Genomic DNA, 9883 nt, shown 5'->3' on the forward strand with positions numbered 1-9883 from the left:
TTCCAGATGACCGCGGACGAGCTTCCCTTGATGGGGACGGCCTGGGGCCTGCCGAATGTGTGGCTAGCCGAAGGCGTGCCAGGCGGCATCCTGTGGGGCGGCACGATCGGCTATTACCTGTCGGAACGGATCGTCGAAGGCGGCAACAGCCTCGACACCTCGGATCTCGATCCGCGTCGCTTCGGCGACTACGCCAACAAGGCCTGGACGCGCGAAAAGGTCCGCGAGGCCTGGGGCACACATGCGGAGCAGAAATATCCGGGACAGGACATGCCCGCCGCCCGGCCGCAGAAGACCGCGCCTTCCTATGACAGGCTGACCGAGCTCGGCGCCGTCTGGGGCGTTCTCAATGGCTGGGAGATGCCCAACTGGTTCGCGCGCGACGGCGTCGAAGCCAAGGACCAGTATAGCTGGCGATGGACGCCGAAGGGGAACCTCGTCGCCGAGGAAGTCCAGGCGGTGCGCACTGCCGTCGGCCTGGTCGAGATGACGCCCATGACCAAGTTCGAGGTGTCCGGACCGAACGCGGCCGCCTGGCTGGACAGGATCATTGCCAATCGCTTGCCGGCGGTCGGAAAGGTGACGCTGGCGCATCACCTCACTGCGGGCGGCGGCGTGCAGGCGGAGTACATGGTGGCGCGGCTCGGAGAAGACCTGTTCTACCTGATCTCGACGCCGCGCGCCGAGCACTGGAATTTCGACGATCTCTCAAGGCTGCTGCCCGCCGACGGCAGCATATCACTGAAGAACGTCACCAACGATCGCGGCTGCTTCACCGTCGTCGGGCCCAAGGCACGCGAAGTGCTGCAGCCGCTGACCGAGATCGATCTTTCGAACGAAAAGTTCCCGTGGTTCAACGTGGCGACCGGCAGCGTCGCCCTGGCCAGCGACGTGCGGCTGCTGCGCGTCAACTATGAGGGCGAGCTCGGCTGGGAACTCTATCACCCGCTCTCCTATCAGCGGCAGCTGCTGGATGCCATCCTCAAGGAGGGCGAGAAGCACGGCATGCGGCTTGTCGGGCTGCATGCGCTGGAGTCGCTCAGGCTCGAAAAATCCTATCGCGCCATGTATCGCGACATGAACCCTGAGCTCAACGCGCTGGAGAGCGGGCTCGAGCGCTTCATTCGCCTCGACAAGGGCGATTTCGCTGGCCGCGAGGCGGTGCTGAAATACAAAGCGAGGAACGACCAGCGCCGGTCGGTGACGCTCAAGATCGAAACCGACGGCGCGAGCACGCTTGCCTCCGAGGGCCTCTACATCGACGGCGAGCTTGTCGGGCGCATTACGTCGGGCGGCTACGGCTATGCGCTCGGCCATGACGTGGCGTTGGCCCTTCTGCCGGAACGTCTGAGCAAACCCGGCACCAAGCTCGAGGTCGCCATTTTGAGGGAATGGAAGATCGCCGAGGTGATCGCGGACTCGCCTTACGATCCGACCTCGGCCAGGGCGCGTATGTGATGCGCGTCGATCGGATCAACGTCTATTCGGCGCAGTTGCCCGTCAAAGGCGGCATCTACCGCATGGCCAGCGACGACGTGGAGTCGCTGGACTTCACCCTTGTCGAGATCGTGACCGATGACGGCTTGACCGGCTGGGGCGAGACCTGCCCGATCGGACCGGTCTATCAGCCGCACCATGCGCTGGGCGCCCGCGCGGCGATCGCCGAAATCGCCCCGGGTCTGATCGGTGCGGAGATCGCTTCTATCAGACTGCTTGCGAAACAGATGGACGAGCGCCTGAACGGACATGGCTATGCCAAGGCCGCGTTCGACATGGCCTTTCTCGACCTGCTCGGCCAAAAGCTCGGCGTGCCGGTCTCGACGCTGCTGGGCGGCGCGCTGACCGATCGCGTGCCGGCCTATTATTCGCTGATCGTAGGTCCGCCGGACGAAACGGCGAGGATCGCCGCCGACAAGGTGAAGGCCGGCTATCCCCGCCTCCAAGTGAAGATCGGTGGGCGCAACCTCGAAGAAGACGTGGCCGTCGTGCACAAGGTCTGGGAAGCTGTCGGCTACAAGGCGCGCATCGCGGTCGACGGCAACCGGGGCCTGACAATCGCGTCGGCAATGCATCTCGACCGGCTTTGCCAGGCGATCCCCTTCGTCTTCGAACAGCCCTGCAACACCATGGATGAAGTCGCTACGCTGAAGGGCCGGGTGACGCATCCGGTCTACCTCGACGAGAGTACCGAGGACCAGAACGCGGTGCTTCGAGCGATCTCCATGGGCATCGCCGACGGCTTCGGCTTCAAGGTGACGCGCCTCGGCGGCCTCACGAAGATGACAACCGTGCGCGACCTTTGCGCAATTCGCTCGCTGCCGCACAGCTGCGACGACGCCTGGGGCGGCGACATCATCGCGGCGGCGTGTGTCCATCTTGCTGCCACGGTCGAGCCGCGCCGGATGGAGGGGGCCTGGATCGCCCAAGAATATATCGACGGGCATTTCGACCGGAAGAACCCGGTCGTGATCGAAAAGGGCCACATAGCCGTGCCGCAGCGGCCGGGCCTGGGCGTGAAACCCGAGGCCGGGATATTCGGCAGTCCGCTGGCGACTTACGGAGCCTGACAACCGGCCAGGCTTTGGCCCAGCCGATCACTTCTTGGGTCTCGCGGATCGTTCCGCCTCATCCCGCGTTGAGTGGCACGCAAAGGGAGGAACGGCAATGGATGATGATCGGACCGAGAAGATCAGGCAGCGTGCCTATGAGCTCTGGCAGCGCGAGGGCAGTTTGCATGGCGACCATGAGCGGCACTGGCGCCAGGCCGAGATGGAGATCGATCGCGAGGCGGCGCTGCCGCTCACGGCAGGCGATGCGCTGCCTGGAACGCGCGAGATCGACAGCGCGGATGTGCTGACGGTCGAGGCGCTTGCGATACGCACCGGCATATCGGCCCAAGAAGCGCAGGAGTTGCTCGACAGGCTGGGCAGCGACCGCGCCGCGATCGAGCAGGCGGCGCGGAGCATCCGGGCACGGAAAGGGCTGTAGGTCAGGAACCACGACGCGTGCGACGGTTGCCGGCATTCGACGTCGGCGGAACCCTCGTTGCCATCGACAGTTCCTCCTGTCTAACCACAGGAGACCTGTCATGGATCACACCAACCACGTAAGGCTGACAAACGCCGAACTGACTCCCAGCATTCTCGAAGGCGCAACCATCTACGGCCCGGACGACGAAAAGATCGGTTCGGTCGACCACATGCATGGCAGCCAGGTCGTCATCGATGTCGGCGGCTTCCTCGGCATCGGTGCAAAGCCGGTCGCCGTCAGCGCCAACCAATTGGATTTCATGCGCGACGAGGACGGCGACGTCCACGCCGTGACCAGATGGACGAAGGACCAGCTGAAGTCGATGCCCGAGCATCACGACTGAGCACGGGAGGGTCCGACGAGAGCCGGGCCTCCATTCAGCAGGTCGCGCTCGGCGGCCTGCACGTGGCCCCCGCGCTCAACGAGACGACGGCGGTGGAGAAGCCGGCGACGCCGCTCCGCCGCGGCTCCCCCTCAAAAACTGGTAGATTGCCGTGAGCCGCACTGTCTGGTTGGATATTTCGAGCTTGTTGCCGGGGCTAACGAAGGAGGCCATCAGCCCTTCATTGAATTGCTGTAGACCTGCACGCCGACGCGCTCGTTGCGGCGCCAGCGCACCACGGCCCGATAGACGGCGTCGTCATCGGGAACAATGAGCGTGAAACGGTCGGGCAATTCCACCTGCGGCCCGACGCGCAGTTCGGCGCCATGCTCGTGCTGGTTACGGACGGAGCACTTGATGCTGGCGTCGCCGGTGACGATCGTGGCCTCCTTCAGCACGAATTCTCGTGAATGAAGACGGCGCTCTAAGTGGGGAAAGGTGGCCATGATGCACTGGTCCCGAAACTTGCCCGGCGGGCTCAAACTCCCTCGCCCGACGCACCACCCTAGCGCAGACGTGTTTCCGTTCCGTTAGCGTTTTCTAATCACTGCCCACTCGCCGATCCCGTTTCCGCACAGGCGGCGCCGGACCGAACGAGGTTGCCGCAAGACGCTAATGCCGCTTGAAATACTGCACCTCGCGCTCGTGCTTTTCGGCAGCCTCGCGCGACTTGAAGGTGCCGAGATTCCGGCGTTTGCCGGTCCTCGGATCCACCTTGCGCGAATAGAGCCGGTAGTCGCCGGACTTCAGCTTGCGGATCATGGGACACCTCCTCTGCTCGTAAGTCTAATCCACTCGACCTGTCCAGGGTTCCAGCAGCGAACGTGATCCATTTCACGGAAGCGCCGCGCCGAATGTCGGAATCGACGCGGTAGCGACACGATTGGGTCGGATTATTTGTACTCAAACGACTTCCGCGGCGTTAGTCTTTGCGTCCGCGAGCATGCCGGACTGGAGGAGGGTGAGATGGCGACGGCCAAGCTTCACGGCGTTGAACTCGTCAAGGGCCAGAGGTGGACGGTGCGCGTCACCGCCTACGGCACAACGATGACCTTCCCTTTCGAAGCCGAGCAATATGCGCGCTCCTATGCCGATGGTCAGGCCTTCCGCCTTGGCGTCGAGGTGGTCGAGTTGAAGGACTGCGCCTGATCGGCTGCCGGCGTAGCGATCGCCGCCATGGGTTCGCCGCGCGACAAATCTATCGCCAAGCTCCGATAGCGGCGGACCTTATGCAGAAACTGGCAAGAAGTCGGTGTCGTGCCGCATCACTTTGTCGACCCGTTCGCAAACCACGAGCCTCGATCTACTTCATGAAGCATCTGGCGCTCTAGGTTTGCGGCAACCAGGCGACCTTCTCGCCATCCTCCTTGATGAATTCGCGCACGGGGTTGTCGAGCAGCGGCAGCACCGCCTCCGACGGCCGGCAGAGCCTCGTGCCTTTGGGCGTCTCCACGATCGGCCGGTTGATGAGGATGGGATGGGCGAGCATGAAACCGATCAGCTCGTCGTCGCTCCATTTCGGATCGGCGAGGCCAAGCTCCGCGTAGGGCGTGCCTTTCTCCCGCAACAGGTCGCGCGGGGTGATGCCCATCGCCGCGATCAATTCGAGTAGCCGTTCGCGGCTCGGCGGCGCCTTCAGGTATTCGATCACCATCGGCTCCTCACCGCTGGCGCGGATCATGGAAAGCGTGTTGCGCGAGGTGCCGCAAGCGGGGTTGTGGTAGATGGTGACCGTCATGGCTCGGCTTTCAGTGGCTCGGATTGCTCGATGGATTCGGGCCGCAGCAGCCATCCCATCAGCGCCAGCGCGATCAAGGCGCCGAGCAGTTCGGCGACGATGAAACCCGGGAGATCGGCCGGCCTGATGCCGGAAAAGCTGTCGGTGAGCGCACGCGCCACGGCGACGGCCGGATTGGCGAACGACGTAGAGGCGGTGAACCAGTATGCGGCGGTGATGAAGAGGCCTACCAGCCATGGCACAGCCCGTCGCTCAAAGCGCAGGCCGGCGAGAATTACAGCGACCAGGCCGAATGTCGCGACAATCTCCGAAAACCATTGCGCCGGTCCGGCGCGCAGCTTGGTCGCGATTTCCAAGGGCGGCAGGGCGAACATGAGGTGCGCGGCGATCGTGCCGGCGATGCCGCCGGCGAACTGCGCGGCGAGATAGGCAGGCAGATCGCGCGGCGGGAGCGACCGGTTCAAACAGAAGACGAGCGAGACGGCCGGATTGAAATGCGCCCCGGAGATCGGTCCGAGGATGGTGATCAACACCACCAGCATGGCGCCGGTCGCGAGCGTGTTGGCGAGCAGCGCCAGCGCGGTGTCATGCGTCAGCGTCTCCGCCATGATGCCGGAACCGACCACCGTTGCCACCAGCAGGCCGGCGCCCAGGGCTTCAGCAACGGCACGTCGCGGCAGATCGTAAGAGATCATTGCCGGGTCCCCTCGCCTGGCCGGCAGCACGGGGCGGCGAGCGCCGGCGTGCAGATTTCCGGCCGGCCCGAGCAGCAATCCTCCATCAGGAAGCGGATCAGAGCGGAAAGCGCATCGTATTCCGCGCTGTAGACGATCGAGCGTGCGTCGCGGCGCGTGCCGACCAGGCCGGCGCGCTCCAGTTCCTTGAGATGGAAGCTGACATTGGACGGAGAGACCTCGACCTGTTCGGCAAGCGAACCGGCGGCGATGCCGTCCGGCCCGGCAACCACCAGCAACCGAAGCAGTTTCAGCCGCGTTTCCTGCGACAGCGCACCAAAGGCCATCAGGGCTTGTCGCTCATCCACGTTTCAACAATCCTTGAAATATTGAAACGAGGCATAGCCGACATGCTCACTCCTGACAAGAAATATCGTCCCCGCTCCTCCATTGGATCCTCGGACCTGACCATCGGCGATCTGCTCCACACGCTGGCTGATTACCAAGACAAGCCGCTGGTGTTTCGTTACGACGCGGCCGGCCGGTGAAATTTCCACCCCAACTAGGATAGTGGGTCGGTTTGAAATCGCGGGTTAGCCCAAACTCCCCCGTCCATCACGCTCTATTGAACAACTGTGAATGATCGCCAGCTTCCCCCAAACCCTTGATTGTGATGATTATCCGACCGCCAGAGCACACCCAACAATGTCGCTCTCAGCAAGGAAAAGGGCTCGCGTCTAAACGCCGCGAGCCCTTCTCTTTTGCGTCACGCGCTTTTTGTAAGGGCCGCGCACGTGGGCTTCTCGGCTTCGACAAGCGCAACGATGTTCGCGATTCTCCCAAAGCTGGTCGGTGACGCCCGTTTCCGTCTATTTCCAGACGGGGCCTAGGCGAAAGCGCCTATTCTGATCGGGGGTGGACTTCAAACTGACCTGCTACCCAAATTAGCGATCTCTTGTATTTCTAGAAAATGAGGATCATGCTTGGCTCAATGCGTGGCAACCTGATGCGCAGCGGGGTGGATAAAAGGGTAAGGCGCCATGGAATTCGCAGTCTGCTATGACCACAGCGTGATCGATCTGGCTTGGTCGATCTTCCTCGGCATCACGACGGTTTTCATGTTCTTGGCGCCATTGGCCGTTGCGCGGCTGATTGCGATCTCGCGCGGGGCACCTGTCGGACGGCTTCAGCCGGCCTGACAGCCGAGAGACCTCTCCTAGCCGACGATTTTTAGGCCAGGCACTTCGCCGAACAGCGCCGAGCAGTCGATCTCGTCCCGGAAAAGCGCGTCGGGATCGAGCACCAGCCACGATGTATGCGTACGAAGATCCCTCAGTCTAGCGTTCTTTTCGGCGCGCGCCTGGCGCTCCGCCTCGGCAATCGAGGCCAAGCCTGGCATCTCGGCCTTGTGAAGGTGAGAACTCCTCGACATAGCGAGACAAAACGCGGTCGCCCTATTTTGCGTTCCAGCCCATCCGCCTGAAAACAAGTGCCGTGATCATACCCGCGAGCACGACCAAAAGCCGGATGGCCAAGGCCACCCCAAGCCGCCGCACGTTTCATTCGCGCCGCCATCGCTACGAGCGGCCCGGCTCGAATCAGCGCAGACCCAGAAAACTCAAAATGGCGATCACGATGACGATAGCACCTACGATCCAGATGATGTTGTTCATGGTCCTCTCCACATGTCGGCGGTCAGGAAACGCGCCTGCCAAGGGGGCATAGGCCGAAGTTTCTTTCGGAAGCCCTCGCAAAGACCTCAACACTTAGAAACTGCTAATGTTCCGCCCGCATCTGTGCCGAGGGCCGGACTAGGCGTTCTTGGCACCTGCAAGCGGTTTCTGCAGCCTCGACGGCCGCGCTGTTAACCGCTCGCCTGAAGGCGGGACCAAGGTCGGTGTCGCAATTGCCGCGGCTGGCCTATACTCTTTGTCCGTGGTGGGGTGAATCGCGCGTATGGTCAGGGAGACCTTGAAGCGATCTGTGCAAATCTGGAGCGGGCTGTCGCTGGCCTGGCAGTTTGTGATTGCCGGCGGCATCGGGCTTTTGGCGGTGATGCTCGTGGTTGGCCTTTGGGTGACGTCGCAAATCCGCGAAGGCGTGATGCACAACTCCGCCACCACGACGGCGCTCTATGTCGACAGCGTGATCGCGCCGCTGCTGCCGGACCTGCGCAAGAGCCGCGAGCTCGACGACACGGTTAAGCGGGCGCTGGACGAGACGCTCGGCCAGGGCGCGCTCGGCAAGAGGCTGGTGTCGTTCAAGCTGTGGCGGCGCGACGGCACGGTGCTTTATGCCGATAACTCGACACTGATCGGCAAGACGTTTCCGCCCAATCCCAATCTGATCTCGGCCTTTGAAGGCAATGTCGTGGCGGAATTCAACAACCTCGCCGACGATCCTGAGACCAACGAAGAGAAAGCGGTGACCGCGCCGTTGTTCGAGATCTACAACCCCGTGCGCGAGCCTTGGTCGGGCGAAGTGGTCGCGGTATCGGAGTTCTACGAGCTCGCCGACGATTTCCAGGAGACGCTGAACTCAGCGCTCAGATGGACCTGGCTGGTGGTGGCCGGCGCCACCGCCGCCTCGCTGGCTCTTCTGTCGGGCATCGTTTTTCGCGGCAGCCGCACCATCCAGACGCAGCGTGCGGCGCTGGAAGCCAAGGTCACCGAGTTGCAGGAGGCGCTGGCGCAGAACTCGTCGCTGCGCCAGCGGGTGCAGCGCGCCTCGCGGCGAGCCACCGCCATCAACGAACGCTACCTCAGGCGCATCGGCGCCGACCTGCATGACGGCCCGGCGCAGCTGGTGGCGCTTGCCGCGCTCAGGATGGACAGTCCGGTGCTGATCGACCCCGCCACGCCCAAACTGCAGCGCGAGGCCGAAATCGCCGGCATTCATAAGACGTTGGGCGAAGCGATGAGCGAGATACGCGGCATCTGCAACGGCCTGGTGCTGCCGCAGATCGAGACGCAGGCGGTGGCCGACATATTGCGGCTGGCGGTCGCCGAGCATGAGCGCCGCACCGACACCAAAGTGCTGCTGACGCTGCCGGAGCGCTTGCCGGAACTCGGCACCTCAGAGAAGATCAGCATCTATCGTTTCGTGCAGGAAGGACTGAACAACGCCTTCCGACACGGCAAGGGCAAGGGCCAGCAGGTGAGAGCCACGATGAAGGGCGGCAAGCTTTTGGTCGAGGTGCAGGACACCGGCCCGGGCTTCAATCCTGCGCGAAGCGAAGGCCTCGGGCTCGCCGGTCTCAGGGAGCGTATCGAAAGCATTGGCGGGCAATTCGAGACGCTTTCGGGGCCGGGGGGAACGAGACTGGTAATCACATTGTCTGTCGAGGAGCAGCCGTGACCGCACCCATCCGCATCGCTATTGTCGACGACCATCCGCTGTTTCGCGAGGGCGTGGCGCGCAGCCTCGGCGAGATCGGCGGCTTCGAGCTTGTGGGCGAAGGCGCCAGCGCCGAGGACGCCGAAAAGCTGGTCCGCGCCAGCGCGCCCGACGTGCTGCTGCTCGACATCAGCATGCCGGGCGGCGGCCTCAACGCGCTGGCCAGCATCCTTTCGGCGACGCCCGAGCAGAAGATCGTCATGCTCACCGTGTCCGAGACCAATGCCGACGTCGCCCAGGCGCTGAAGGCGGGAGCGCGCGGCTATGTGTTGAAAGGCGTCGGCTCCAAGTCGCTGGCCGAGATCCTGCGCGACGTCGCCAACGGCCAGAGCTACGTTTCGCCGACGCTTTCGGCCCGGCTGCTGTCGGATCTCTTGCAGCCCACCAGCCGCAAGCCCGACCCGCTCAGCCAGCTCACCGGCCGCGAGGCCGAGATCCTGGGGCTGGTGGCGGAGGGCCTGAGCAACAAGGAGGTCGCAATGCGGCTGTCGCTGCAGGAAAAGACGGTCAAGCACCACATGACCCGAGTGCTCGCCAAGCTCAACGTGCGCAATCGGACGGAGGCGGCGCTGCTGATGCATGAAGCGAGAGAGAGGAATTAGTGAATGGTGAAGCGCCGGCGCGTTCCATTCGGTGAAGTGCCGTCCGCTGATTACTATTCAC

The 9883-nt window shown here is 63.3% G+C and carries 15 protein-coding genes; 9 read left to right on the top strand and 6 right to left on the bottom strand.

Features of this window, described 5'->3' with window-relative positions:
- The 4 genes from EOA32_RS27330 to EOA32_RS27345 all read left to right on the top strand — a co-directional run.
- The coding region (locus tag EOA32_RS27330) for a glycine cleavage T C-terminal barrel domain-containing protein (protein ID WP_145971364.1) at nt 1-1458 on the top strand (1458 nt) is incomplete at its 5' end.
- Complete coding sequence (locus EOA32_RS27335) at nt 1458-2567, top strand: mandelate racemase/muconate lactonizing enzyme family protein (RefSeq protein ID WP_128373375.1); 1110 nt, start codon at nt 1458-1460, stop codon at nt 2565-2567. The genes EOA32_RS27330 and EOA32_RS27335, both read left to right, overlap by 1 nt.
- Nucleotides 2568-2664: 97 nt before the next feature.
- Nucleotides 2665-2988 (top strand): DUF2934 domain-containing protein, encoded by a 324-nt coding sequence (locus EOA32_RS27340; protein WP_066992944.1) that lies wholly within the window; start codon nt 2665-2667, stop codon nt 2986-2988.
- Nucleotides 2989-3088: 100 nt separating this feature from the next.
- The gene (locus EOA32_RS27345) at nt 3089-3373 is read left to right on the top strand and encodes a photosystem reaction center subunit H (RefSeq protein WP_095778953.1); all 285 of its coding nucleotides are present in this window, start codon (nt 3089-3091) and stop codon (nt 3371-3373) included.
- Nucleotides 3374-3585: 212 nt separating this feature from the next.
- Here EOA32_RS27345 and EOA32_RS27350 read toward each other — a convergent pair whose 3' ends face one another.
- The gene (locus EOA32_RS27350; protein WP_095783349.1) at nt 3586-3858 is read right to left on the bottom strand and encodes a PilZ domain-containing protein; all 273 of its coding nucleotides are present in this window, start codon (nt 3856-3858) and stop codon (nt 3586-3588) included.
- Between the two features lie 166 nt (nt 3859-4024).
- The gene (locus tag EOA32_RS27355) at nt 4025-4174 is read right to left on the bottom strand and encodes a hypothetical protein (RefSeq protein ID WP_095778956.1); all 150 of its coding nucleotides are present in this window, start codon (nt 4172-4174) and stop codon (nt 4025-4027) included.
- A gap of 204 nt (nt 4175-4378) precedes the next feature.
- On the opposite strand from EOA32_RS27355, the gene EOA32_RS27360 reads away from it, so the two are divergent.
- A complete protein-coding gene (locus EOA32_RS27360; protein WP_066992937.1) occupies nt 4379-4561 on the top strand; it encodes a hypothetical protein in 183 nt (60 codons plus the stop codon).
- A 178-nt stretch (nt 4562-4739) separates the two neighbouring features.
- Here EOA32_RS27360 and arsC read toward each other — a convergent pair whose 3' ends face one another.
- From arsC to EOA32_RS27375, 3 genes are read right to left on the bottom strand one after another with little or no spacing between them, the layout of a single operon-like run.
- On the bottom strand, nt 4740-5150 hold the full coding sequence (gene arsC, locus EOA32_RS27365; protein WP_067321933.1) for an arsenate reductase (glutaredoxin): 411 nt from the start codon (nt 5148-5150) through the stop codon (nt 4740-4742).
- Nucleotides 5147-5845, bottom strand: a complete 699-nt coding sequence (locus tag EOA32_RS27370; protein ID WP_095828806.1) for an MIP/aquaporin family protein — start codon at nt 5843-5845, stop codon at nt 5147-5149. The genes arsC and EOA32_RS27370 overlap by 4 nt, the downstream gene beginning before the upstream one ends.
- On the bottom strand, nt 5842-6192 hold the full coding sequence (locus EOA32_RS27375; protein ID WP_095828734.1) for a metalloregulator ArsR/SmtB family transcription factor: 351 nt from the start codon (nt 6190-6192) through the stop codon (nt 5842-5844). The genes EOA32_RS27370 and EOA32_RS27375 overlap by 4 nt, the downstream gene beginning before the upstream one ends.
- A gap of 42 nt (nt 6193-6234) precedes the next feature.
- On the opposite strand from EOA32_RS27375, the gene EOA32_RS38845 reads away from it, so the two are divergent.
- Nucleotides 6235-6372 carry a hypothetical protein gene (locus tag EOA32_RS38845; protein ID WP_156751036.1) on the top strand — a complete coding sequence of 46 codons (138 nt, stop codon included), beginning with the start codon at nt 6235-6237 and terminating at the stop codon, nt 6370-6372.
- Nucleotides 6373-6864: 492 nt separating this feature from the next.
- A complete protein-coding gene (locus tag EOA32_RS38850) occupies nt 6865-7023 on the top strand; it encodes a hypothetical protein (protein WP_164747355.1) in 159 nt (52 codons plus the stop codon).
- Nucleotides 7024-7040: 17 nt separating this feature from the next.
- Here EOA32_RS38850 and EOA32_RS27380 read toward each other — a convergent pair whose 3' ends face one another.
- Nucleotides 7041-7223, bottom strand: coding sequence for a hypothetical protein (locus tag EOA32_RS27380; protein ID WP_066992926.1), 183 nt, complete (start codon nt 7221-7223; stop codon nt 7041-7043).
- A gap of 557 nt (nt 7224-7780) precedes the next feature.
- Here EOA32_RS27380 and EOA32_RS27385 point away from each other — a divergent pair.
- Together EOA32_RS27385 and EOA32_RS27390 are read left to right on the top strand one after the other, a co-directional pair.
- Complete coding sequence (locus tag EOA32_RS27385; protein ID WP_128373376.1) at nt 7781-9181, top strand: sensor histidine kinase; 1401 nt, start codon at nt 7781-7783, stop codon at nt 9179-9181.
- Nucleotides 9178-9822 carry a response regulator transcription factor gene (locus tag EOA32_RS27390; protein ID WP_128373377.1) on the top strand — a complete coding sequence of 215 codons (645 nt, stop codon included), beginning with the start codon at nt 9178-9180 and terminating at the stop codon, nt 9820-9822. Before EOA32_RS27385 ends, EOA32_RS27390 begins: the two co-directional genes overlap by 4 nt.
- Nucleotides 9823-9883 lie beyond the last annotated feature (61 nt).

The organism is Mesorhizobium sp. M1A.F.Ca.ET.072.01.1.1, from assembly GCF_004023325.1.
In the GTDB taxonomy this organism is placed as follows: domain Bacteria; phylum Pseudomonadota; class Alphaproteobacteria; order Rhizobiales; family Rhizobiaceae; genus Mesorhizobium.

Excerpts from the sequence above, each read along its gene's own strand:
- EOA32_RS27335 (WP_128373375.1), top strand. The coding sequence starts at position 1,458 with ATGCGCGTCGATCGGATCAACGTCTATTCGGCGCAGTTGCCCGTCAAA.
- EOA32_RS27340 (WP_066992944.1), top strand. The coding sequence starts at position 2,665 with ATGGATGATGATCGGACCGAGAAGATCAGGCAGCGTGCCTATGAGCTC.
- EOA32_RS27345 (WP_095778953.1), top strand. The coding sequence starts at position 3,089 with ATGGATCACACCAACCACGTAAGGCTGACAAACGCCGAACTGACTCCC.
- EOA32_RS27350 (WP_095783349.1), bottom strand. The coding sequence starts at position 3,858 with ATGGCCACCTTTCCCCACTTAGAGCGCCGTCTTCATTCACGAGAATTC.
- EOA32_RS27355 (WP_095778956.1), bottom strand. The coding sequence starts at position 4,174 with ATGATCCGCAAGCTGAAGTCCGGCGACTACCGGCTCTATTCGCGCAAG.
- EOA32_RS27360 (WP_066992937.1), top strand. The coding sequence starts at position 4,379 with ATGGCGACGGCCAAGCTTCACGGCGTTGAACTCGTCAAGGGCCAGAGG.
- arsC (WP_067321933.1), bottom strand. The coding sequence starts at position 5,150 with ATGACGGTCACCATCTACCACAACCCCGCTTGCGGCACCTCGCGCAAC.
- EOA32_RS27370 (WP_095828806.1), bottom strand. The coding sequence starts at position 5,845 with ATGATCTCTTACGATCTGCCGCGACGTGCCGTTGCTGAAGCCCTGGGC.
- EOA32_RS38845 (WP_156751036.1), top strand. The coding sequence starts at position 6,235 with ATGCTCACTCCTGACAAGAAATATCGTCCCCGCTCCTCCATTGGATCC.
- EOA32_RS38850 (WP_164747355.1), top strand. The coding sequence starts at position 6,865 with ATGGAATTCGCAGTCTGCTATGACCACAGCGTGATCGATCTGGCTTGG.
- EOA32_RS27380 (WP_066992926.1), bottom strand. The coding sequence starts at position 7,223 with ATGCCAGGCTTGGCCTCGATTGCCGAGGCGGAGCGCCAGGCGCGCGCC.
- EOA32_RS27385 (WP_128373376.1), top strand. The coding sequence starts at position 7,781 with ATGGTCAGGGAGACCTTGAAGCGATCTGTGCAAATCTGGAGCGGGCTG.